Source organism: Cyanobium sp. FACHB-13342, assembly GCF_014697415.1.
Taxonomy (GTDB): domain Bacteria; phylum Cyanobacteriota; class Cyanobacteriia; order PCC-6307; family Cyanobiaceae; genus Cyanobium_A.
On the sequence record NZ_JACJRT010000008.1, the window covers coordinates 302,665 to 324,997 of the forward strand.

Sequence of the window (22,333 nt, forward strand, 5' to 3'; positions counted from 1 at the left end):
TTAGGGCAGCTCAGCGCTGATGGGCAGGTTGGGCGGCTTCACTGAGGGTGATGAGCCGCCCAGCCTCGGCGTCCCAGAGGATGTAGGTGAAACAGCTGGCAAAATCTGACAACCTCAGCACTCGGCTGCTGGCGAGATTGTCTGCATTGGCCATGTGGCAAGCCCTCAGCTGGTAATTGGGGATCCGTTCGCACAGATGGTGGATGCTGTGGAAGGAGATATCCGCCCAGAACCAGTTGAGCAACGGGGGTACATCCAGGTTGCTGCTTCCCTCCAGCGCACCCCGCAGATAACTCCAACCCTCGCTGCCACTGGCGTAGCTGCCTTCAAAATTGTGCTGTACAAAAAAGATGCACAGAAAAATGGCCGCAGACAGGGTCATCACCAACAGGTAGCTGGCCCAGAACAGTCCCTGGCCTAGCCAGGCTCCCATCAGCCACCAGCTGGTGAGCACCACCACGTTGTTGGCCACGAGATCACGGAACTCGCCCGCGGTGTACCAGTGGCTGGACTGGAACTGGCGACTGAGGCCGGGCAGGTCGACAAGACCGGCGAGGCCCTTCTGGCCGACATGGGCGGCCATGGCCTGGAGCCATTCGGTGAGTCCGAGCAGGAGCTGCAGCCGTGGCCTGACCAGCAGGTAGTAGCAGCCCCCCGGCAGCAACACCAACGGGTGGCGACTGAGGCCATAGAGCCAGCGCTGTCTTGGCTCGAGATCGACATAGGCGCTGCGGGTGAGCAGGGCCGAAGGACCGCGGTAGAGCTCCCAGTTGCCGTTGTGCAGGTGGTGAAAGGCATGCCCCCGGGCCCAGGGGTGCTGGGGAATGGCATTGAGGCAGCCGAGCAGGAAGCCCACCGGGCGATTCAGCCAACGGGTGCGGAACAGGGATTCGTGGCCGCAGTCGTGCATCAGCGCAAAGGAGCGCGCTGAAAACAACACCAGCAGCACCAGCACCGGCAGAAGCAGGACAAGCAAGCCCGAGCCCGCCCCAGCCAGGGGACCGATGCAGCCCCACAGCAAGGCGGTGGGCACGAGCGTGTTCAAGAGCTGCCACACCGCGATGCGGTCGTCGCTGCGGCGAAAGGGCTCCAACTGAAAATCCTTGCGGCGCAGGGTCTGTGCCGGCGCCACGGCCTGGGCAAAGGGGAGGCTTGTCAGGCGGAATCCCCGGTCTGGACAGGCATCAGGATTCCTGGAATTGATTCAGCCTAAATGGACCTCAGCCGGCGATGCGGCTGAAGTCCGCCAACACGGACGCCTGATTGCGCAGAACACCGAGCAGGTTGAGTCGGTTGCTGCGGACGGCGCCGTCGTCGGCCATCACCAGCACGCTCTGCTCCCCGTCAAAGAAGGCCGCCAGGGTGTCCCGGCTGGCCGCCAGAGCCTTGGCCAGGGCGGCGTGGCGGCTGGGATCAGTGCCGGTTGCGATGGGCACCAGCTGCTCCAACACCTGGAGCATGGCCCCCTCACTGGAGGTTTCGAACAGGCTGGCATCGACGATCCCGGCGGGGCTGAGCACGGTGGCGTCCAGGCTGCCCTTTTCGGCCAGACGGGCCGCCCGGGTCACCACGGCCTGGACCCCCGCCAACTCCCCGCTGGCCCGCAAGGCCGCCAGCAGATCGGCGCGCTGGCGGGCGTCGGACGGGTCGCGGAGGATGCGCTCCAGGGGCATTCCATCCCCGGCAACGGCCTGCACCAGATCGCCATCCACGCCCTGGTCCTCCAGCAAGCTCACCAACCGCTGCCGCAGGAATTCCGCCAATTCCGCGGCCAGCGCTGGCGCGTCCACCCCGAAGTGCGGCAGTAACGCTGCCCAATGGGCCGTGCAGCGCTCCAGCAGGGCCTGCAGATCGAGGGTCCAACCCCGCTCCCACAAAATCTGCAGCAAGCCATTGCCGGCGCGGCGGAGCGCGTAGGGATCGGAGGAGCCGCTGGGCCGCTCCCCTTTGGCATAAATGCTGAGCAGCAGTTCCAGCCGTTCGGCCAGGGCAACGACGGCGCCGGCATCGGAACTGGGTAGGCGGTCGCCAGCTCCACGGGGAAGGTAATGCTCCAACACGGCCAGGCCCACAGCGGCGGGTTCCCCTTCCGCCACCAGGTACTTACCCCCCATGGCCCCCTGCAGTTCCGGGAACTCGCCCACCATCTGGCTGACCAGGTCGTGCTTGCACAGGTGGGCGGCCCGGCGGGCATGGTCCCCGCAGCTGGGGGGGAGTTGGAGCTGCTTCAGCAACACATCGGTGCACCATTCCAGACGCTCGGTGCGATCCAGCAGGGAACCCAGGCCCTCGGCGAAGGTGACCCGGGCCAGCTGATCCCGGCGATCGATGCTGGCCACGGAGCGGTCGGCCCGCACGAAGAATTCCGCATCGGCGAGCCGTGCCTTGAGCACCCGCTCGTTGCCCCGCGACACCGTGGCTGCCGCTGCGGGCAGGGCATTGCTGATGAAGAGAAAGCGAGGCAGCAGACTGTCCCTGGCATTGAGGGCCAGGGGATCTGGCGACTGCCCCTGGCGAACCAGGGGGACATAGCGCTGATGGGCCCGCATCACCGTGCTGAGCACCTCCGCTGGGAGATCCAGATAGGCGTCATCAAACCCACCTTCCAGCAAGGACGGGGATTCGACCAGGTCGATCAGTTCCTCAAACAGCGCATCGGGGAGATCGGCCTCGGCACCATGGACGCCAGCCGCCGAGGTCACCGCTGAACGAATCATGGTGCCGCGCCGTTGGCGATCCACCTCCACCCCAGCGGCGGCCAGGTCGGCCGCGTAGCTGTCCGCACTGCCAATCTCCACCGTGGCGGCCACCAAGCGATGGCCCCGGCTGATCCTGCCGGCGCAGATCATCGGATCGCTGTCGGCCAGGGTGACGGGCATGGGCGTGTCCCCCAACAAGGCCACCAGCCAGCGCACCGGCCGCGAAAACCGTCTGTCCCCCTTCCCCCAGCGCATGAAACGGCGACCCTGCAGGGCCTCGATCCAGAGGGGGATCTGGGTGGACAACACCTCCAGGCTGGTTCGGCCTGGCTCCTGGCAACGGGCAAACACGAAGGGGCCCTTGGGCGTCTCCCGCAGCTCCAGGCTTTCGGCCGGCACCCCACAGCGCTTGGCAAAGCCAAGGGCTGCGGCCGTGGGCTTGCCATCGCTCCAGGCCTGGGATCCCGGCGGGCCTTTGCGCTCCTCCACCAAATCGGGTTGCCGCTCCGGGATCCCCATTGCCTGGATCACGAGCCGCCGGGGGGTGCTGGTGCAATGGATCCCGTCGTGGTGGAGTCGCAGCGCTGCCAGGTCCTGACGCACCAGACGCTCCAGCTGGGGCAGGGCCAGCCGTGCGAAATCCGCGGGCAGTTCCTCGGTGCCGATTTCGAGCAAAAAGGTCGACACGGACAGCTGGCAACACAGCGCGACTGTATTGAACGCCGTTCGCTAACTTCAAAGGGTGCCGCGCCTTGAGCGAAGGACCTGATGCCAGAAGTCATGAACGGCTCCAGTGCCAAGGCCCCTTCCAAATTTGAACAGCTCAAGGCCAGCAGCGGCCATCTCAAGGAGCCACTGCTGACCGAGCTCGGTAACACGTCCCCGAACTTCACCGAGGGGGCGGTTCAGATCCTCAAGTTCCACGGCAGCTACCAGCAGGACAACCGCGACAACCGCCGTAAGGGGGCAGATAAGGACTGGCAGATGATGCTGCGGCTGCGCAACCCAGGCGGTCGCGTGCCCGGTTCCCTCTATTTAGCGATCGACGAACTCGCCGATCGGCTCGGCAATGGCACCCTGCGGGCCACAACCCGCCAGGCCTTCCAGATGCATGGCGTGCGAAAAGACGACCTCAAAGAGGTGATCGGCACCATCGTGCGAGAGCTCGGGTCCACCCTGGCCGCCTGCGGCGACATCAACCGCAATGTGATGGGCCCGGCCGCCCCCTTTGAGAAAGGGGGCTATCCGGCCGCTCGCAAGCTCGCCGATGACATCGCCGATCTGCTCGCCCCCCAGGCAGCGGAAGGGTCCTACCTCGACATCTGGGTGGATGGGGACCTGAGCTATCGGATCAAGCCCAGTGCCACCGTGAAATCGGCGAAGGACCGCCAGCAGCAGGGTGGGGTCTTCAGTGGCGACAGCGCGGAACCCCTCTACGGAGACACCTACCTGCCCCGGAAGTTCAAGGTGGCCGTGACGGTGCCCGGCGATAACTCGGTGGATCTGCTGACCCAGGACATCGGCCTGGTGCTGTTCACGGACCCCCAGGGCCATCCCCAGGGCTGCAATGTCTATGTGGGCGGGGGCATGGGCCGCACCCACAACAAGGAGGAGACCTTCGCGCGCACGGCCGACCCCCTCGGCTACGTGGCCTTCGAGCACGTGCTCGATCTGTTGCAGTCGATCCTCGCCCTGCAACGGGATCATGGGGATCGGGACGTGCGCCGCCACGCACGGATGAAGTACCTCATCCACGACCGCGGCGTCGCCTGGTTCCGCCAGGAGCTGCAGGCCCACTACTTCGCCCATCCGATCAAGGGGATGCGCCTGGAACCCAAGGCCAAGCTGGAGGACTATCTGGGCTGGCACCGGCAGAGCCGGGGCCTCTGGTTCGTGGGTTTGCCCGTGTTGTGTGGCCGTCTGGCAGGGGAGTTCAAGCAGGGCCTGCGCCGCCTGGTGGACACCTACAAGCTTGAGGTGAGGCTCACCCCAAACCAGGATCTGCTTCTCTGCAACATCGGCACCTCCCAGCGGGCCAGCGTGCGGGCAGAACTGGCCGCCCTCGGCTACGACACACCGGAAGCAACTCCCCTCCTGGAGCGCCATGCCCTCGCCTGTCCGGCCTTGCCGCTGTGCGGCCTCGCCGTCACGGAGGCGGAGCGGATCCTGCCCGAGGTGCTCAACCGTCTCGATGCCCTGCTGCACCGGATCGGCATCACCCGCTCCGTGCTGGTGCGCATGACGGGTTGCCCCAATGGCTGTGCCAGGCCCTACATGGCTGAGATCGGCCTGGTCGGCAGTGGGGTCGACCAATATCAGCTCTGGCTTGGGGGCACCCCCAACCTCAGCCGGTTGGCCGAGCCCTACCTCGAGAAGATGCCCCTGGAGGCCCTGGAGACCACCCTGGAGCCCCTCCTGCAGGCCTGGCACAGCGCGGGCGGGCGCCGCAGCCTGGGGGATTTCGTGGTCAAGAGTGGTCGCAGCACCGTGCAGGAATGGCTGGCGGCCGGAGCTGGATGAGCCTGGCATCGCTTATCCGGGGCCTGGTGGGCTGTCTGGTGATCTGTTGGGCTGCGGCGGAGGCCAGCGCGGGGCTTGGACGCCAGCAGCCCCCACCTCCCAGCTCCCCTCCAACCCGATACGACCCAGACCGCACCACCTGTGAAGCCGAGCGCATCCGTAGCGCGTTCCGTCAGCAACTCCAGCCCTATGGCGACCAAAGCGATGCCGTGATCGCCCAGTTGCGCCTCATCCAACTCGACATGACGCGCAGCACGTTGCGGCGCTGTGTGTCCCGCGACCTGATGACCCGCCCGCAGGCCGATCAGCTATTTCAGGAGCTCTCCACCTCCCCGACGCGGCCATAACGGGCGCTGGGGCTCCCGCTGCGCCAGGCCCAGAGCTGATCGCCCCAACTGAAATGCCACCACTCATTGGGATGTTGCACAAACCCGGCGCTGGCCATCGACAGCGCCAACAGTTGGCGGTTCCGGTGCCACAGGGCGGCCTCGCCATCCGGATCGGCCTGGGCGGCAACCCGGTGAAACTGCGGTTCTGAGACGGCCCCGATCGCATCGATGGCCCCCCCCATGGGGCAGGGAATCCCGGCGTCATCGGCCAGGGTGAGGTCCACGGCGGCTCCGGTGCTGTGGGGAGGAGGGGTGGCTGGATCGTCGCTCGGCGGGGCCCAAAACCGCCCCACCTCGGCCTCGATTCGGTCCCGTTCCGGTGAGGGTTGGTCCGGGTCTACGCCCTGCTGGCCGCATTCGTGCTCAAGGGCATGGCGCACCATGAAGCGCTGCACCGCCAACGGACGCCAGGCATCGAAAATCGCCAGCCGCAGCCCGGGAACAGCCGCCTGCAGCGCCTGCTGCGCCTGCAGCAGCCGTTCCAGCACCCCCTGACGTAAGCGGAAGGGATCGCCGTTCGGGCCATAGGGGGCCCCGAGGTCCCTGTAGGGATGGGGCTCCAGGCGCCACAGGTGGCCCGGCAAGGGCAGCAGCGGTTCGCCGCACTCGTGAATCGGAATCGGGCTCCAGGGGCGCAGCGCCATGGGCAGAAGGCGAGGGGGCGTCAGTTGAGGCGGGCAGCCTGATCCATCTGCCGGCGGCGTTGCTCCGCCAGGGCCAGGGCCAAGCCTGGATGCGCCTGGAGGTCGGGATCGGCCTCGGTGATCTGGAGGGCCACAGCACGGGCCAGCTCCAGCACCTCACCATCGTCCGTGAGACTGGCAAGGGCCAGATCGGGCAAGCCTGACTGGCGCGTACCCAGCACCTGGCCCGGTCCCCGCAGGCGCAGATCCATCTCAGCGATCTCGAAGCCGTCGCTGGAGCGCACGAGCACCTCCAGCCGCTGCCGAGCCAGCACATTGCTGCTGTCGTTGATCAACAGGCAGTGGGAGGCGGCTGCCCCCCGGCCAACCCGCCCGCGCAACTGGTGCAACTGGGCCAGGCCAAAGCGTTCGGCATGTTCAATCACCATCACGCTGGCTTCGGGCACATCCACACCCACCTCCACCACCGTGGTGCTCACCAACACCTGGGTCTGCCCGCTGGCAAAGGCGCCGATGGCGGCCTGTTTTTCAGCGCTGTTGAGTCGGCCATGCAAGAGGCCGACACGGAGATCCGGGAATTCCTCCTCACTCAACTGGCGGTGGACCTCCACGGCCGAGCGGAGATCGAGCTTGTCGGACTCCTCCACCAGGGGGAGCACCACGTAAGCCCGTTGCCCCAGCGCCACCTGCTCCCGGATCAAGCCATAGGCCTGATGGCGCTGGCTGGCCTTGATCAGGTGGGTGCGAATGGGCTGGCGACCTGGGGGCAGGGCATCGATCTGGCTGACGTCGAGGTCGCCATGGAGGGACAGGGCCAGGGTGCGGGGAATGGGCGTCGCCGTCATGGTGAGCAGGTGGGGCTGGAGCCCCTTGGCGAGCAGGCGGTTGCGTTGGCGCACCCCAAAGCGGTGTTGCTCATCCACCACCACCAGGCCCAGGCGATCGAACTGCACCGGGTCTTCGAGCAGGGCGTGGGTGCCCACCAGCAACTGCAACTGGCCATTGACCAGATCCTCCAGCAGGCCCCGGCGGCGGGGCGCGGGGGTGGATCCCGTGAGCAGGGCCGAACGGACATGCAGCTGGTTCAACCACTCGGCCAACTTGCGGTAGTGCTGCTCGGCCAGCACTTCGGTGGGCGCCATCAACGCCCCCTGGCAGCCCGCTTCGATCGCGGTGAGCAGGGAGGCCAGGGCCACGACGGTCTTGCCGCTGCCCACATCGCCCTGTACCAACCGGGCCATTGGCTGGGGACGGGCCAGATCGGCGCGGATCTCTGCCAACACCCGCTCCTGTGCACCCGTGAGCGCGAAGGGCAACAGGGCCAGAAAGCGCTGCACCAAGCCCTCCCCGCCGGGGGGCAGGGCCAGGGGGGGAGCGGGGCGCTGGCTGAGCTGGCGCCGGCGCTGGGCCAGGCCCAGTTGCAGCAGGAGGAACTCATCGAACACCAGGCGGCGGCGACTCGCCTGCAGCTGCTGTTGATTGGCCGGGGCATGGATCCAGCTGAGGGCCTCGGCGCGGGTCACCAGGCCCTGGCTTTGGCGTAGGGCCTCGGGGAGGGGATCCGGCCACTGGCGAACCAGCGGGAGCACGGCTTCCACCACCTGGCGCAGGCGGTCGGCACCGAGGCCTTCCGTCAGCCCGTACACCGGCAGCAAGCGGCCGATGGTGTCGGAGCGGACCGGAGCCTGGGGCGACTCCAACACCTCCATCAAGGGATCTTGAAAGGCTGGGCCATAGGGAGTCTCTTTGACGAGCCCACTCACCGCCACCGTGGCCCCGGGGGGGAATTGGCGCTGCTGGGTTTTCAGCCAACCCGGGCTGGAGAAGCGCTGTCCGGCAAAAAACCGGCTGACGCGAATCTTGCCGGTGCAGTCCACCAGATGCAATTCGAGGATGGAGAGATTGGGGTTGCGCGGGCTGGCGAAGGCGTGGCTGCGCCGCACGGTGGCCACAATCGTGGCGGTCCGCCCCGGTTCCAGACCACTGATCCGCACCAGGTTGGCGTAGTCGAGGTAGTCGCGCGGGTAGTAGTGCACGAGGTCACGCACCAACAGCAACCCCAGCTGGGCCAAGCGGGATGCGGTTTTGGGCCCCACCCCCCGGATCTCCGCTAGGGGGGTGTCGGCGTCGAACTGGAGCTGGCCAGTCGCGCGGGGGCCCTCGGCACCGGGCTGCACCAACCGCAGACGGGGAGGCGCCACGGCCAACACGGGGCGCTGGGCCTGGCGCAGGGCATGGAGCCGCTCGCGACATTGGCGCACCAACGACTGGCGCCGGCCCAGAGACAACCCCCCATAGCCCTCGAAGCCCGGCCGGAGCTCCAGGACCCGTGCCAGGGCTTCCCCGGGCAGCTCAGCGGGAGGCTCGCCCAGCTGCTGGACCATGAACACACTGAAACTGCAGTGCCGCCCCTTGAGGTCGCCGAAACCGCGGTCAGCCTCCAGCTGCAAGCCCTGCTGGAGGGCCTTGAGCCAAGCTGCTACACCGGCTGGCTCGGAGGGGGCGGGGCTGGATTGATGTCCTGCAGCCACAGCTGTTCCGCCTCGAGCGCCTGAACCCGCCGCTGAATGCGGCGATAGTGCTGGGCCATTCTGCGCACCTCCTGGCGGTGCTGCTGGATGCGACTGCGGCAGGTGCGCAGGCGGGGCAGGGCCAACTCCAGATCCGTGGTGCGCAGCAGCAAGGCCGTGGCGTCCAGCCGGGAAGGGGCCGGATCGGGGCCGAAGGGGAGGGGCAGCCGCATCAGATTGGCGGGTGCCTCCTGGGTTTCGAGCTGGCCGGCGAGGGCAGCATCGAGCAGGCTCACCGGCAACAGGGTGCGGGTGATTCCCAGGCGCAGCAGATCCACATTGAGGGCATGGGACAGGTTGCGCAGCCTGCGGCTCAGAGCGGCCTCAAAGCCCTTGATCCAAGTGAGCAACAGATCCGGATTCGTGGGCAGTGCCCCCCCCTCCCAAGCCGTGACGGCTGGGCTGGAGGTCTGCTGGCCGATCCACTCGGCGAGAGCTTCCGCCATTGCCGCCATGGTCGCTTCACTGTCATCTCCCGAATCGTGATCTCCCGAGACGTCATCTGCCGAATCGGCAGCACCAGAGGCAGCATCCCTGTCGTCGTCTTGATCCGAATCGGGCTGCTGCGGGAAAAAACGCGAGGGCTGGAGGAAATCAGCGCCGATAGGCAACCGGAGTCCCAGATGGACCGAGCCCTGCGGAGTGGGCTCGGGGTCGGGGTCATGGCTGGATTCCAGTGCCTCCAGCAAGCGGCCCCGCTGGCGCCGACGTTCCCGGTGCTCTTCCCGCGAGATCTGCACTGCCAAATGGGTCAGTTGCTCCACCGTGAGCAGGCTGCAGGCGCGTTGCACCAGATTGGCCATACGACGGTGTAACACCAGCCGCTGGGACTGGGGCAGATCGGCATAGCGCTCGGGGTAAACCTGGGTAGCCAGATGGAAGCAGGCCTGCTGAACGGCCCCCAGCAGGCCCTCGCGGAGGACCTGTAGATAGAGCGCCAGGTGTCTGTAGAGCTGGGGGTTCGACGCCCCCAGCCGTTCTTCCAGATCATGCAGCTGCTGGTGGGCAGCATCCAGCAGCGTCACGGGCGGACCGCTCAGGCAGCTTGGGTCATGGCTGCCACTTCGGCGGCGAAATCAGCTTTCTCCACCTCGATGCCCTCCCCGAGGGTGAAGCGGGTGAAGCGACGCACCTGGATGTTCTCCCCCACCTTGCCGGCCACCTGCTTGACCATTTCGGCCACGGAGACGGTGCTGTCCTTGATGAAGGGCTGGTCCAGCAGGGCAAGTTCCTTGAGGCGCTTGCCGATGCGGCCCTCAACAATCTTCGCCTTCATCTCTTCTTTTTTGCCGGCCAAGTCATCCCGGCCCATCTCAATGGACTTCTCCCGTTCGGCCACCTCAGCGGGGATCTGATCCACGCTGACGTACTCGACGCCAGGGCAGGCCGCGATCTGCATGGCGACGTTGCGCAGCAGTTCCTGGAACACCTCGCCGCGGGCAACGAAGTCGGTTTCACAGTTGACCTCCACCAACACGCCGACGCGGGCACCGGTGTGGATGTAGCTGCCGATGGCTCCTTCCGCAGCCGTGCGGCCGGCCTTTTTCTCGGCGGTGGCAATGCCTTTCTGACGCAGCCATTCGGTGGCCTTGGTGGCATCGCCACCGCATTCCGAGAGGGCCTTCTTGCAATCCATCATGCCTGCGCCGGTCTTATCGCGCAGTTCCTTGACGAGCTTTGCTGAAATCTCAGCCATGGGAGGTAGGGATAGGGAGGGACATCCCGCCGGGCGGGAGATGGGATGGGGGCCTGGGGAGGGGCTCAGCCCTCGTCATCACGGCCCTGATCCTGGGCACCGTGACGGCCTTCATTAATGGCATCTGCCAGACGGCCGAGCACCAGTTGCACCGAACGCACGGCGTCGTCGTTGCAGGGAATGGGGACGTCGCAGAGGTCAGGGTCGCAATTGGTGTCGAGCATGGACACCAGGGGAATGTCGAGCTTGCGGGCCTCGAGCACGGCGTTGGTTTCGCGGCGCTGGTCCACCAGCACCACCACGTCGGGCAAACGACGCATGTTCTTCAGACCACCCAGGTACTTCTGCAGGCGCTCCAATTCCCGGCGCAGCACGGCCGCTTCCTTCTTGGGACGCATGGCGATGGCACCCGAGCTCTCCATGCGCTCCAGGTCCTTGAGGCGATCGATACGGGCGCGCATTGTGGTCCAGTTGGTGAGCATGCCGCCCAACCAGCGCTGGTTGACATAGGAGGCCCCGCAACGGGTGGCTTCCTGGGCAATCACTTCGGAGGCCTGCTTCTTGGTGCCCACGAACAGGAAGCGCTTGCCGCTGCGGGCGGCACTGCGGGTCCATTTGTAGGCGTTGTTCATGCAGACGGCGGTCTGCACAAGATCGATGATGTGAACGCCGTTGCGTGCGCAATAGATGTAGCGCGACATCTTCGGGTTCCAGCGGCGCGTTTGGTGCCCAAAGTGGGCACCCGCCTCCATCATTTCGGCGAGAGTGACAACAGCCATGGCTTGTTAGGGGTTTCGGGTTTGCCTCCACCTGCCAGGGATCAAGAGCCGCCCAGCCAGCCAAGGGAGCTGGTGAGGTGAATCGCTCAGATCACCCGAAACACGCAGGTGTGCGGGGTGAGTGGAACCCAGGCACCCTATCAAATGGTGTTGCGGGCCTCGGCATGCAGGGCCCTCACCCCCAAACGATTGAGCGGGAGCCGCAGCAGCTCCATCGCCAGGCCCGGATGGCCCTTGCGGATCAGCCAGGCCAAGAGGGGGCGCAGGCTGTTCTCATTGAGCAGGCCGCCCAGGGTGAGCAGCTCCCAGAGCAGCTGGTGAAGCCAGGTGTACTGAATGATGAACCGCACCCGACGGGTGGGGTGCTTGAGATAAAACACCCAACCCATTTTGGCCCGCTCCCGTTCAACCCGGATCAGGTCGGGAATCTGCTCCAGGCGCAGGGCCGGATGCCAGTGGTACCCCACCGCCTCAGGACAACGCACCAGTTCGACCCCGAGCTGCCGCAGCCGTTCTCCCAATTCCAGATCCTCCCAGCCGTAGAGCCGGAAGCGGGTGTCGAACAGACCTGCCTGCTCCAGCACCTGGCGGTCGATGGCCACATTGCCTGTGGCGAAATAGGCAAACGAGAGATCCTGGAGCTTGTGGGGCTCACTGGTGGGGTCGTCAAACCTGGCGGTGTTGACCACAGCGCCGTAGGTGAAGCAGCGGCGGTGCCCCCGCTGGCGCCAACGTCGCTCGAGGGCCTGGGCGTGACAGCGCAAAAAACTGGGGGTCACCACCAGGTCGCTATCGATGAACACGATGACGTCACCACGGGCCTGGCTGACCCCCCGGTTGCGGCCTTCCGCCGGCCCCCCATGCTCCTGCTGGATCAGCCGCAGATGGGGGAGCTCAGCCCCGTGCTCATGGAGCCAGGCCACGGTGGCATCGGTGGAGCCGTCGTCGACCAGCACCACCTCGTAACCCGTGATTGGCGAGGCCAGGTGCTGGTCTTCCAAGGCCTGCAGACACTTCTGCAGGATCGGCAGGCGGTTGTAGGTCGGAATGACGACGCTGAGGAACATCGTGGTCGCCTGAAGGGTTGGGGTGGCCGAAGCAGACTGAACAGCAAAAAGGGGATCCCGCAGGATCCCCCGAGCAACGCCACAGGGCGCTGATCAGTCAGCAGCTCCGCCGTTGTTGGCCGTGCCGGTCACACCGTTGCCGGCACCTTCACCACGGCCGTCGTTGCGCAGCTTGCGCTTCTTGAACTTGCGCGCGTAGGCGCGGTTGCGTTCCTGCTTTTCTTTCTTGAGATTCCTGCGCTTGGCCATGCGGACGGCGGCTTGGGGGAGAGGCGAAGTCTCAGCCTACTCAATCGCGTAAGCCCCCTGGCTCAACTGGCCGTCCTCCATTTGAACGAGGCGGTCTGCCACATCCAGGATGCGGGGGTCATGGGTGACCATCAACACGCCGCAGCCCTGATCCTTCGCCAGACCCTTCAACAACTCCACCACCTCCCGACCGGTGCGGGAGTCAAGCGATGCAGTGGGCTCGTCCGCCAGGAGCAACTGGGGCCTGGCGGCGAGGGCCCGGGCGATGGCGACGCGCTGCTTCTGGCCACCGGACAGATCGTGGGGCAGCTTGCCGAGGTGGTCACTGAGCCCAACGGCGCGCAACCACTCCCTGGAACGATCGCGGCGGGCCCGATAGCTGAGCCCTTGGAGAAGGTCCGCGCCCATCTGCACGTTCTGTTCAGCGGTGAGGCAGCGCAGCAGGTTGTGGCCCTGAATGATCATGCCGATCCGGCGGCGCAAGGTCAGGCGAGTCGAGCGACTGGCATCCCGCAACTCCTGGCCGAACAACCGCACCGACCCCTCCTGAACCTGGCGCAAGGCGCCGATCAGGGTGAGCAGCGTTGTTTTGCCGCAGCCGGATGGGCCCGTCAGCAAAACCACTTCCCCGGGATCCACGCGCAGGCTGATGTCCTGCAGCACCTGGCGGCGCATGGAGCCACTGCCGTAGCTGTGCCGCAATCCAGACACCAGGACCATCGGTGCCATCAAAAAATCTCCGCCGGATCGGCATCGCCGAGCTTGCGCATGGCCAGCACCGCCGAGGCCATGCACATCACCAAGATCATGGTGAACACCGTGAGGGCCCGGGTGGTGTTCATCGTCACCGGCAACTGGGTGGCATTGCGCACCAGCAGATAGAGGCCCTGGCCTGCCGCATAGGCCGGCAGGTAGCCGAAGGTGGCCAGGAGCAAGCCCTCCCGGGCCACCACCCCCAACAGGGTTGGCAGGCGGTAGCCCATCGCCATCAAGGTGGCGTACTCCGGCAGGTGATCACTGACGTCGGAGTAGAGGATTTGATAGACAATCACGCAGCCCACCACAAAGCCCATGGCCGCGCCCAGGGTGAAGATGAAGCCAATCGATGTGCTGGTGCGCCAATAGTTCTGCTCAAAGGCAATGAAGCCGTCCTTGGTGAGCACGGTCACGTCATCCGGTAACTGACGCTGGAGCCGCTCCACCGCGGCCACGGCATCGGAACCCGGCCGCAGCCGGATCAAGCCCACCTCGATGCTCCCCGGAGGGGTATTGGGGAGCAGTTTCAGGTAGGTCTCATGGCTGGTCAGCAGGTTGCCGTCGGCACCGAACGAGGTGCCCAGGCCCACCAATCCCGCAACCCGAACGCGCTGCCCGCCGATCTCACTCTCGACGATGCGACCGCTGCGAAACCACTCGGCTACGGGACCGAATTCAGGCCTGGAGCGCTCATCAAAGAGGACCCGGCCCCGATCCTGCAGCAGCTTCGCCTTGGGCTGCAGCGATGGATCGATGAACAGGGGATCACTGGGCTCGAATCCGAGGGTGAGGATGGAGCGGGTGGAACGGTTTTCCGGATTGCGCCAGAGCAACAGATTCCAGTGCACCGGCGTGATCCCCTCCACGGCAGGATCCGCCATGGCCTGCACCAGCCGGCGGCGGGGAAAGCCCGCCATGCTCACCGAGCTGCTGGAGCGGGGGCTGATCAACACCAGATCAGCGTCAAACAGCCGGTGAATCGTGACGCTGGCATCGAACAGGCCGTCACGGAAACCCAGCTGCATGAACATCAAAATGCCGGCAAAGGCAATCCCAGCCAGCGCCACCAACAGGCGTACCGGCTGCCGGGTCAAGAGCAGCCAAGCCAGGGGGATCCGCCGGCCCGTCCAAAGGCGTCCGAGCATCAGCCGCCCGTACCAACGGCACCCGGGGCAACGGCCCCAAGCCGGGCAATGACTTTCAGGCCGGTGAGATCTCTCACCCGCTGGCTGTCGGCAGGATTGAGGGCCACCCGCACGTCCACGACCCGGGCATCCGCATCACCCGTGGGATCGGTGGACAACAGCGACCGCTGGCGGACCTGGGGACTGATCCGAATCACCTGACCTTGAAGGGTGCCCTGGAAGCCCCCGTTTTCACTGATCAGGCTCACGGACTGGCCGAGCTGGACCCGGTCGATGTCGCTTTCGTAGACCTCCACCACCGCCTGCATGCGCATGCTGGCGCCGAGTTCGAGCACGCCGGCATCGCCAGGTCGCTCACCGACCCGCGCATGGAGCTTGAGCACCACACCCTCGATGGGGGCCCGGAGCTCGGTGAGCAGCAGTTCCGCCTTGATGCGCTCCCGCTCTGCCCAGGCTTCATTGCGTTGACCCTGGAGTTCCAGCAACGCCGTTTCCCGGGTATCCAGTTCTCCACTGGGGATGGCGCCGGAGCGGCTCAACTGGCGGTAGCGCCCGATGTCGCGGGTTTGGACCTGCAAGCGCCTGTCCAGGTTGGAGAGGCGCGCATCGAGCAGGCGCCGCTGGGCCACCAGGGAGGGTGCCGTGTCGAAACGGGCCAACAACTGGCCGCGGGTCACCGCGTCACCCTCCTCCACCAGCAAGGTGGTCAGGCGAGGGCTGCCCCCAATGCCACTGATCGGCGCGGCGAGCCGGCGCACATCTCCGGCCGGTTCCAGCCGCCCCAGGGCCGCGACCGCTTCCGGTGCTCGCGCGGGCTGGGACACCTGGGGCGTTGAGACGGACTTGGGTCGTTGCTGCCGGCTGAGCACCAGGCCAACAACCAGGGTGAGCCCAATACCCAGGACCCACCAGGCCTTGGGAGCGGTCTTCAGGGCGCGGCCCATGGAGCCGGCGGATCGTCGAAGAGCAAGTCTTCGATGTACCGGTCGGCCCACGCGGGGTTGAAGGCCTTCTCCAACACCCGCCGCGTCTTGTCGTTTTGTTTCTGGTGCTTGCAATATCGGAGCTGACCCTGCCAGCGATCAACCGTAGCCGGATGGTCGGACGGCTGCGCTTCGGCGGCACCAACCGCCGCGGCGAGCACCGTCAGAAAGCCACCCACCTCGTCGAGAAACATGGCTTCCTCATCGGGGCTGGTGGGGCGCACAAAACGCACGAAGGGAGAAAAGATGGATCCCCAGCCCGGAAGATCGCGCTGCTGGCTGTAAGCGCCGGAGGGGAGGGCCGCCAAACCGGCGGCGATGGCCTCGGGCAAGGAGTCCCGAACCGGGGAGAGGTCGACGATCGCGGCGGAGACCCCAGCCGGGCCGGCGACGATGTCGGCCCCAAACACCGGCAGGTCGTAGCGGGGATCGGGAAACAGCACGCAGTGCAGGATCTGCAGCCCCGCCCCCAGGCGGGCGGTTTCCAGATGGAGCTTGCGCAGGCCCCGGCACTGGAACAGCTCATTGCGAATGAACAGGGCCTCGCCATCAAGGCTGCCGCTGATGGCTTCCAGTTCGGGGTCCACCGCCAAGGGGGCCAGCTCAGGTAGCCCCTGCCACGCGATGCGGATGCGCTCGGCCAAGGCGTCCACCAGGGGGTGGATGCCTCCGCTGCTGCGCACACCGGGAACCTGGGGCGAAGGGGAGGCGGAACTCACGGCGGGGGGCGCAGCCAGCAGAATGCAGATCCTGCCACGCATCTGAGCCTTGCCCCTGGCCCCTGCCGACTCCCTGCTGCCGGGCCTGGCTCCCCCCAGGGATCACCAGCTGGCGAATGGCGCCAGGGTGGTGAGCCTGCCGCTGGCGGAGGCTCCCCTGGTCTGCCTGGATTTCTGGTGTCGGGCGGGCAGCATTTTCGAAAACAGCCAGGAAAGCGGCATGGCCCACTTTCTTGAGCACATGGTGTTCAAGGGCAGTGAACAGCTGGGGCCAGGCCAATTCGATCTCCGCATCGAGGCCATGGGGGGCAACAGCAATGCCGCCACCGGGTTTGACGACGTGCACTACCACGTGTTGATTCCGCCAGAGGCCGCCGCCGACGCCCTAGACCTGCTCCTTGATCTGGTGTTGAGGCCTCGGCTGGAGGCGGAAGCCTTCCAGATGGAGCGGCAGGTGGTGCTTGAGGAACTCGCGCAAAGCGAGGACCAGCCTGACGAGATGGCCCTGCAGAAGCTGCTGCACCTGGGCTGCCCCGGCCACGCCTACGGCGAGCCAATCCTGGGCCGACGGGAGTTGTTGCAGTCCCAAACCCCGGCGGCCATGGCGGAGTTCCACCAACGGCTGTATGGAGCCGATCGCTGTGTGCTGGCTCTAACGGGCTCCCTCGACTCTGAAGAGCTGATCGAGCGCATCGAAGGCAGCGCCCTGGCGGCGCTCGCGACCGTGGGGGAGCCCCCCCCGCGCCCGCCCCTGGCCGTGTGTCCTGGCGACCATCGGCTGGCGCTACCCCGTCTGGAGTCGGCCCGCCTGTTGATGCTCTGGGGCCTGCCCCCAGCCGCCGATCTCCACGGCGTCATGGGCGCCGATCTGCTCACCACCGTGCTGGCCGAGGGGCGCCGCAGCCGGCTGGTGGAGCGGCTGCGGGAGCAGCTGCGGATCGTCGAGAGCATCGACCTCGATCTGCATGTGATGGAAAGCGGCAGCTTTGCCCTGCTCGAGGCCATCTGCGAACCGGATGAACTGCCGGCGGTGCGCCAGGCCATCAGCGAGGTGTGGAGCCGGCTCATGGCCGAGGGCCTGCCCGAGGCCGAATGGCGGCGAGCCCAACGGCTGGTGGCCAATGGCTACCGCTTCGGCCTGGAGGCAGCCGGTGGGGTGGCGGGCCTGATTGGCAACAACCGGCTTTGGGGACGTTGCCACGGGCTGGGCCTGCCGTTGGCAGACATCCAGGCCTGGAGCCCCGATGCTCTCCTGCAGGACTGCCTGCCCCTGCTCGATCCCAGTCGGGCCTGCGTGCTGGAGGCGGTGCCGGCATGAGCGTGACCTTGCCCCCACCGTGGCCATGGCACCAAACCAACCTGCCGGGGGGGCTCCCCCTCATCTGGCAGTCGAGGCCAGGTCCGGCGATCGTGGCCACCCGGCTCTGGATCCGGGGCGGCAGCAGCGAAGACCGGCCCGGTCAACGGGGCGCCGCCCAGCTGTTGGCCGGACTGATGACCCGCGGTTGTGGCCATTACGGAGCGGAAGCCCTGGCCGACCTGGTGGAGGGCCGCGGGGCTGCCCTGCGCTGCGAAGCCAACGAGGACAGCCTGGTGCTCAGCCTCAAATGTGCCAGCGGTGACGCCCCTGACCTGCTGCCCCTGCTGCTCGCGATGGTGCGCGAACCCTGGATCCAGGGCGACCAGCTTGAGCTGGAGCGGGGGCTGAACCTGCAGAGCCTGCAGCGGCAGCGGGAAGATCCATTCCAGCTGGCCCACGACCAGCTGCGCAGCCAGCTCTACGGGCAGGGTCCCTACGGCCACGACCCCCTTGGTGTGGAGGAGGAGTTGGCCAATCTGCAGGTGGGCCCGATCCGTGAGCTGGTGCCGTCCCTGGGGGGCGGCGGAGCCCTGCTGGTGGCCTGCGGCGACGTGGATGGGGATCTGGCAGCGCTGTTCCAGGACGAACTGCACCAGACCCCTTGGGCAACGTCCGCTCCCCGCCCGGGGCCAGGCCCGGAGGCACCCGCCTGCACCCAGCGCTTCGCCAGCCTGGAGCAGGACACGGAGCAGCTGGTGGTGATGCTGGGGGCTGCCACCGTTCCCCTCGGCGACCCGGATGGTTTGGCCCTACGCCTGCTCCAGGCCCACCTCGGCATGGGCATGTCCAGCCGCCTGTTCGTGAGCCTGCGCGAAGAGCGCGGCCTGGCCTACGACGTGGGCGTGCACCTACCGGCCCGCCGCGGCGCTACCCCGTTCATCTGGCACCTCTCCACCTCGGCGGATCGGGCGGAGGAAGCCGTCACAGCCCTGCTCGAGGAGTGGCAACGGATGCTGGACGACCCGCTGAGCGCTGGGGAACTCGACCTGGCCAAGGCCAAATTCCGCGGTCAGGACGCCATGGGACGGCAGACCTGCGGCCAGATTGCCGACCGCCAGGCCCTGGTGCTGGGCCATGGCCTGGGCTGGTCCTACGTCGCTGACACCCTGCTGCGGGCCCACCAGCTCAGCGCTGACGACCTCATGGCCGCTGCACGCCGGCAACTGGCGGCTCCGGCCCTGAGCCTCTGCGGTCCGCCGATGGCGCTGGAGGCAGGCGAGCGGGCCTGGTGCAGCCATGCCCTCAGCCGCTGAGCTGGTTGACGTCGATCAGGAAGGTGCCACGCCGGAAGCGCACCGCCAGTTGTTGCCTCGCCTTGATCGCCACCACCTGGCCCAGCTCCTCCGGATCCACCAGATCGGGCGGGCGCAGCATGGGCATGGGATCGGCCGTCTTGAGATAGCGCAGCGGCCCCTTCAGGCGCACCTGAGCTCCGAGCTCGAATGGGGGTGCCTCGGCTTGCTCCTGCGGAGCGTTGGACTGGGTGGAGTGGTCGTCCATGGGCGCAACCTAACTGCCGCCGCAGCCGGGACCCGGTTGGCGCGACCCCGCAGAATGGGTAGTAGACACGATGGAACAGTTGCGGGCCCTAGCCACTTGGAGCGGCGCCATCGCCGGCCTGTTGCTGATTCTGGTGGGCGGACTGATTCAGGCCGCTGCCCCCCTGCCCACCGCCGGGGGCAGCTGGAGCTTGGCCATTCTGCCGATCACCCTGCAAGTGCCGGCCCTCCTACTCACCGCCTTGGTGTGCGGCCCCCGCAGCGGGATGCTGGCCGCGGTGGCCTATCTGAGCCTGGGGTTGTTCCAACTGCCGGTATTCCACGGCGGTGGCGGAGCGGCCTATCTGCTGGATCCGGGGTTTGGCTACCTGGCTGGGTTCGTTCCCGCCGCCTGGCTCACCGGCAAGCTGGCCCGCCAACCCGGCATGGACGACCTGCTCAGCCTGTTCGGCGCGGCCGTGGTGGGACTGGGCGTGCTGCAACTCTGTGGCATCGCCAACTTGCTGCTGGGCGGCCTGGCCGGTCGCTGGGGCCCCAACCTGGGCGTGCTGCTGGTCAGCTACAGCCTCGCTCCCCTGCTCCCCCAGCTGGTGCTCTGCTGTGCGGTCGCGGTTGTAGCCCTGCTGCTTCGACGCTTGCTGCTGGTTGAGCCATGAGACGGCTTCGAGGCCTGGCCTTCAGCTGCGCTGGCCTGGTGGTGATGGGCGACCAGCTCAGCAAGGCCTGGGCCGTCACCCACCTGACGCCCTATGCAGCCACTCCCTGGCTGCCGGGACTGCTGGCCCTCCAGCTCACCCGCAACACCGGAGCGGCCTTCAGCCTGTTCAGCGGCCATCCCGAGTTACTGGGCCTCGTGAGCCTGGTGGTGGGCCTTGGGGTTACCTTCTGGATCCAGCGGCAGGGCGCCATGCCCCTATCCCGCTGCCTGGGGCTGGGGTGTCTATTGGGCGGTGCGATCGGCAATGGCCTGGACCGTTGGCGACTCGGCTATGTGGTCGATTTTCTGGCCCTGGTGCCGGTGTCCTTCCCCGTGTTCAACCTGGCCGACGTGGCCATCAATGTGGCCGTGCTCTGCTTTGCCATCGACCTGTTGGGGCAGCGTGGTGAACCCCAGGCTTGAGGCGATCCGGCGCCGCTGGCAGCGGTTCAGCCAACCCGGCCAGGCCCAGCTGCGCATCCACCTGCCCGGCCAACCGTCACGGCTGCTGGCGCTCCACGACGGCGCCTACGGCATCGGCCGCGATAGCGACTGCCAGATCTGCATTGAGCACCAGGCGGTGAGTCGGCGGCACGCCCTGCTGGAACGGCGGGGCCCCCACTGGCTGATCACGGACCTGAACTCCACCAATGGGCTCTGGTGGCAGGGACGGCGCGTGCAGACCCTGCTCCTGCGGGACGGAGATGCCCTGCGGTTTGGCCCCAGCCAGGAGGCGGGCCTGCCCGAACTGGACTTTGAGGTGCGGCCGATGCCCCAGCTGCAGAAGCTGCTGCGGGGGGCCAGCCTGGGCCTGGCGGCCCTGGCGATCTCCGGCCTTGGGCTGCTGGGCCTCTCCAGCCTCCAGGCGCCGATCCGCGGCAGCCTGGCGACGGTGCGTGGACCGTTGGTTCTCTACGACCGTCAGGGGCGCCCCCTCAATACGGCTGACGCCCGGGAACATCGGGAACTCAAGGCCCTGCGCGCCTATCCCGCGGTGCTGATCGATGCGCTGCTGGCCAGCGAGGACAGCCGCTTCTGGTGGCACCCCGGGGTCGATCCGGTTGGCACCGCCCGAGCCCTGGTGACCAACGTGCTGGGTGGTCGGGTGCTGGAGGGCGGCAGCACCCTCACCCAGCAGCTGGCCCGCAGCCTCTACCCCGACCAGGTGGGCCAGGGGGAGACCCTCGGCCGCAAATGGCGGGAGCTGCTGGTGGCACTGCAACTGGAGGCCCGCTTCAGCAAGCGGGATCTGCTGTTGAACTACCTCAACCGGGTGTACCTGGGCGTGGGCTGGGGCTTTGAGGACGCCTCCCGGCATTACTTCGGCAAACCGGCCACCCAGCTGGAGCTGGAGGAGGCCGCCTTGCTGGTGGGTCTTCTGCCCTCGCCCAACGGCTACGACCCCTGTTTTGACCCCCAGGCCGCCCTGGACGCGCGCAATGCCGTCCTGGCCAAAATGGGGCAGACGGGCCGCATTTCCGCGGATCGGGCTCGCAGGGGCAGGCGCAGTCCCATCCGGCTCTCTCCCCAGGCCTGCCGCAGCAACCCCGGCCGGCGTGGGGCCCCGTTCTACTCCGACCAGGTGCGCCGGGATCTGGACCAGTTGGTGGGACAGGACGTGGCGGCGGAAGGCAATTTCCTGATCGACACCCACCTCGATCTGCGGTTGCAGGAGCAGGTGGAGCGGTTGTTGCGGCAGCGGATCCAGGCCAGCAGGGGGCTGGGGGTGACCGAAGGGGCGGTGGTGGTGCTCGACACCCGCAGCGGAGGGATTCTGGCCATTGCCGGTGGTCGCGATTACCGCCAGAGCCAGTTCAACCGGGCCACCATGGCCCTTCGCCAGCCCGGCAGCACCTTCAAACTGATTCCCTATCTGGTGGCCCTGGAACGGGGCCGCCGGCCCGGAGATCCGATTAGCTGTGCACCCTTGCGTTGGCGCGGGCAGAACTTCGCCAGCGGCTGTCAAGGCTCCCTCAGTCTGGTCAGTGCCTTTGCCACCAGTAGCAACACCGCCGCCCTGCGGCTGGCCCAGCAGTTCGGTCTCGACGGGTTGGTGCTGAAGGCCCGGGATCTGGGCATCACCAGCCCCCTGGCGGCCGTGCCCGGCCTGGCGCTCGGCCAGAGCGAACTCACCCTGCTGGAACTCACCGCGGCCTACGGGGCCATTGCCAACGACGGCACCTGGCATCCGCCCACCACGATTCGACGCTTGACCGATGGGGAGGCCTGCACGGACGCCTCCGGGACCTGCCGCCGCAGCACCCTGGCCCAGCCTGGTCGGCGGGTGACCTCCGTCGCCACCGCCCGGGCCATGCAGCAACTGCTGCGGGCGGTGGTGCAGCGGGGAACGGGCCAGATGGCCAGCGTTGGCGGGCAGGAAGGGGGCAAAACCGGCACCACCAACGACAGCCGAGATCTGCTCTTCATCGGATACGAACCGCAGCGGCACTGGGTGATCGGCATCTGGCTCGGCAACGACGACAACAGCCCCACCCGGGCCAGCAGCTCCCTTGCCGCCGGCCTCTGGGGCGAGATCATCCGCACAAGCCGGTCGTGATGAG

The 22,333-nt window shown here is 67.0% G+C and carries 21 protein-coding genes; 7 read left to right on the plus strand and 14 right to left on the minus strand.

What is annotated here, in order from left to right:
* Positions 1-10: 10 nt before the first annotated feature.
* Complete coding sequence (locus H6G16_RS07000; protein WP_190389559.1) at positions 11-1,132, minus strand: fatty acid desaturase; 1,122 nt, start codon at positions 1,130-1,132, stop codon at positions 11-13.
* Positions 1,133-1,220: 88 nt separating this feature from the next.
* Positions 1,221-3,386, minus strand: a complete 2,166-nt coding sequence (gene glyS, locus H6G16_RS07005) for a glycine--tRNA ligase subunit beta (protein WP_190389560.1) — start codon at positions 3,384-3,386, stop codon at positions 1,221-1,223.
* A gap of 93 nt (positions 3,387-3,479) precedes the next feature.
* On the opposite strand from glyS, the gene sir reads away from it, so the two are divergent.
* Positions 3,480-5,219 carry a sulfite reductase, ferredoxin dependent gene (sir, locus tag H6G16_RS07010; protein ID WP_242036238.1) on the plus strand — a complete coding sequence of 580 codons (1,740 nt, stop codon included), beginning with the start codon at positions 3,480-3,482 and terminating at the stop codon, positions 5,217-5,219.
* Complete coding sequence (locus H6G16_RS07015; protein ID WP_190389562.1) at positions 5,216-5,566, plus strand: hypothetical protein; 351 nt, start codon at positions 5,216-5,218, stop codon at positions 5,564-5,566. Before sir ends, H6G16_RS07015 begins: the two co-directional genes overlap by 4 nt.
* Here the strand turns inward: H6G16_RS07015 and H6G16_RS07020 are convergent.
* The 11 genes from H6G16_RS07020 to H6G16_RS07070 all read right to left on the minus strand — a co-directional run bounded on the left by H6G16_RS07020 (position 5,533) and on the right by H6G16_RS07070 (position 16,216).
* The gene (locus H6G16_RS07020; RefSeq protein WP_190389563.1) at positions 5,533-6,252 is read right to left on the minus strand and encodes a M15 family metallopeptidase; all 720 of its coding nucleotides are present in this window, start codon (positions 6,250-6,252) and stop codon (positions 5,533-5,535) included. The two genes, H6G16_RS07015 and H6G16_RS07020, sit on opposite strands and share 34 nt — an antisense overlap.
* 20 nt (positions 6,253-6,272) lie before the next feature.
* Positions 6,273-8,783, minus strand: coding sequence for an ATP-dependent DNA helicase RecG (gene recG / locus H6G16_RS07025; RefSeq protein ID WP_190389564.1), 2,511 nt, complete (start codon positions 8,781-8,783; stop codon positions 6,273-6,275).
* Positions 8,732-9,847, minus strand: a complete 1,116-nt coding sequence (locus H6G16_RS13090; protein ID WP_190389565.1) for a hypothetical protein — start codon at positions 9,845-9,847, stop codon at positions 8,732-8,734. Before H6G16_RS13090 ends, recG begins: the two co-directional genes overlap by 52 nt.
* A gap of 11 nt (positions 9,848-9,858) precedes the next feature.
* Positions 9,859-10,518, minus strand: coding sequence for a translation elongation factor Ts (gene tsf / locus H6G16_RS07035; RefSeq protein ID WP_190389566.1), 660 nt, complete (start codon positions 10,516-10,518; stop codon positions 9,859-9,861).
* Between the two features lie 65 nt (positions 10,519-10,583).
* Positions 10,584-11,297 (minus strand): 30S ribosomal protein S2, encoded by a 714-nt coding sequence (gene rpsB / locus H6G16_RS07040; protein WP_190389567.1) that lies wholly within the window; start codon positions 11,295-11,297, stop codon positions 10,584-10,586.
* A gap of 140 nt (positions 11,298-11,437) precedes the next feature.
* Positions 11,438-12,364 carry a glycosyltransferase gene (locus tag H6G16_RS07045; protein WP_190389568.1) on the minus strand — a complete coding sequence of 309 codons (927 nt, stop codon included), beginning with the start codon at positions 12,362-12,364 and terminating at the stop codon, positions 11,438-11,440.
* 93 nt (positions 12,365-12,457) lie between these two features.
* On the minus strand, positions 12,458-12,613 hold the full coding sequence (locus H6G16_RS07050) for a hypothetical protein (RefSeq protein WP_006171625.1): 156 nt from the start codon (positions 12,611-12,613) through the stop codon (positions 12,458-12,460).
* Between the two features lie 36 nt (positions 12,614-12,649).
* Complete coding sequence (locus H6G16_RS07055) at positions 12,650-13,342, minus strand: DevA family ABC transporter ATP-binding protein (protein ID WP_190389569.1); 693 nt, start codon at positions 13,340-13,342, stop codon at positions 12,650-12,652.
* The gene (gene devC / locus H6G16_RS07060) at positions 13,342-14,514 is read right to left on the minus strand and encodes an ABC transporter permease DevC (RefSeq protein WP_190389570.1); all 1,173 of its coding nucleotides are present in this window, start codon (positions 14,512-14,514) and stop codon (positions 13,342-13,344) included. The genes H6G16_RS07055 and devC overlap by 1 nt, the downstream gene beginning before the upstream one ends.
* Positions 14,514-15,458, minus strand: coding sequence for an HlyD family efflux transporter periplasmic adaptor subunit (locus H6G16_RS07065; RefSeq protein ID WP_190389571.1), 945 nt, complete (start codon positions 15,456-15,458; stop codon positions 14,514-14,516). The genes devC and H6G16_RS07065 overlap by 1 nt, the downstream gene beginning before the upstream one ends.
* On the minus strand, positions 15,443-16,216 hold the full coding sequence (locus H6G16_RS07070; RefSeq protein WP_347238822.1) for a phycocyanobilin:ferredoxin oxidoreductase: 774 nt from the start codon (positions 16,214-16,216) through the stop codon (positions 15,443-15,445). Before H6G16_RS07070 ends, H6G16_RS07065 begins: the two co-directional genes overlap by 16 nt.
* Positions 16,217-16,265: 49 nt before the next feature.
* On the opposite strand from H6G16_RS07070, the gene H6G16_RS07075 reads away from it, so the two are divergent.
* A complete protein-coding gene (locus tag H6G16_RS07075; protein ID WP_190389573.1) occupies positions 16,266-17,534 on the plus strand; it encodes a pitrilysin family protein in 1,269 nt (422 codons plus the stop codon).
* Entirely contained in the window at positions 17,531-18,829 is a 1,299-nt protein-coding gene (locus H6G16_RS07080; RefSeq protein WP_190389574.1) for a pitrilysin family protein, read from the plus strand. The genes H6G16_RS07075 and H6G16_RS07080 overlap by 4 nt, the downstream gene beginning before the upstream one ends.
* Here the strand turns inward: H6G16_RS07080 and H6G16_RS07085 are convergent.
* Positions 18,819-19,076 carry an NAD(P)H dehydrogenase assembly family protein gene (locus tag H6G16_RS07085; RefSeq protein WP_190389575.1) on the minus strand — a complete coding sequence of 86 codons (258 nt, stop codon included), beginning with the start codon at positions 19,074-19,076 and terminating at the stop codon, positions 18,819-18,821. The two genes, H6G16_RS07080 and H6G16_RS07085, sit on opposite strands and share 11 nt — an antisense overlap.
* A 79-nt stretch (positions 19,077-19,155) precedes the next feature.
* On the opposite strand from H6G16_RS07085, the gene H6G16_RS07090 reads away from it, so the two are divergent.
* From H6G16_RS07090 to H6G16_RS07100, 3 genes are read left to right on the plus strand one after another with little or no spacing between them, the layout of a single operon-like run.
* Positions 19,156-19,731 (plus strand): biotin transporter BioY, encoded by a 576-nt coding sequence (locus H6G16_RS07090; protein WP_190389772.1) that lies wholly within the window; start codon positions 19,156-19,158, stop codon positions 19,729-19,731.
* Positions 19,728-20,195 carry a signal peptidase II gene (lspA, locus tag H6G16_RS07095; RefSeq protein WP_190389576.1) on the plus strand — a complete coding sequence of 156 codons (468 nt, stop codon included), beginning with the start codon at positions 19,728-19,730 and terminating at the stop codon, positions 20,193-20,195. Before H6G16_RS07090 ends, lspA begins: the two co-directional genes overlap by 4 nt.
* Complete coding sequence (locus H6G16_RS07100; RefSeq protein ID WP_347238823.1) at positions 20,179-22,329, plus strand: transglycosylase domain-containing protein; 2,151 nt, start codon at positions 20,179-20,181, stop codon at positions 22,327-22,329. The genes lspA and H6G16_RS07100 overlap by 17 nt, the downstream gene beginning before the upstream one ends.
* Positions 22,330-22,333 lie beyond the last annotated feature (4 nt).

Excerpts from the sequence above, each read along its gene's own strand:
- sir (WP_242036238.1), top strand. The coding sequence starts at position 3,480 with ATGAACGGCTCCAGTGCCAAGGCCCCTTCCAAATTTGAACAGCTCAAG.
- H6G16_RS07015 (WP_190389562.1), top strand. The coding sequence starts at position 5,216 with ATGAGCCTGGCATCGCTTATCCGGGGCCTGGTGGGCTGTCTGGTGATC.
- H6G16_RS07020 (WP_190389563.1), bottom strand. The coding sequence starts at position 6,252 with ATGGCGCTGCGCCCCTGGAGCCCGATTCCGATTCACGAGTGCGGCGAA.
- tsf (WP_190389566.1), bottom strand. The coding sequence starts at position 10,518 with ATGGCTGAGATTTCAGCAAAGCTCGTCAAGGAACTGCGCGATAAGACC.
- rpsB (WP_190389567.1), bottom strand. The coding sequence starts at position 11,297 with ATGGCTGTTGTCACTCTCGCCGAAATGATGGAGGCGGGTGCCCACTTT.
- H6G16_RS07045 (WP_190389568.1), bottom strand. The coding sequence starts at position 12,364 with ATGTTCCTCAGCGTCGTCATTCCGACCTACAACCGCCTGCCGATCCTG.
- H6G16_RS07050 (WP_006171625.1), bottom strand. The coding sequence starts at position 12,613 with ATGGCCAAGCGCAGGAATCTCAAGAAAGAAAAGCAGGAACGCAACCGC.
- H6G16_RS07055 (WP_190389569.1), bottom strand. The coding sequence starts at position 13,342 with ATGGCACCGATGGTCCTGGTGTCTGGATTGCGGCACAGCTACGGCAGT.
- devC (WP_190389570.1), bottom strand. The coding sequence starts at position 14,514 with ATGCTCGGACGCCTTTGGACGGGCCGGCGGATCCCCCTGGCTTGGCTG.
- H6G16_RS07065 (WP_190389571.1), bottom strand. The coding sequence starts at position 15,458 with ATGGGCCGCGCCCTGAAGACCGCTCCCAAGGCCTGGTGGGTCCTGGGT.
- H6G16_RS07080 (WP_190389574.1), top strand. The coding sequence starts at position 17,531 with ATGAGCGTGACCTTGCCCCCACCGTGGCCATGGCACCAAACCAACCTG.
- H6G16_RS07085 (WP_190389575.1), bottom strand. The coding sequence starts at position 19,076 with ATGGACGACCACTCCACCCAGTCCAACGCTCCGCAGGAGCAAGCCGAG.
- lspA (WP_190389576.1), top strand. The coding sequence starts at position 19,728 with ATGAGACGGCTTCGAGGCCTGGCCTTCAGCTGCGCTGGCCTGGTGGTG.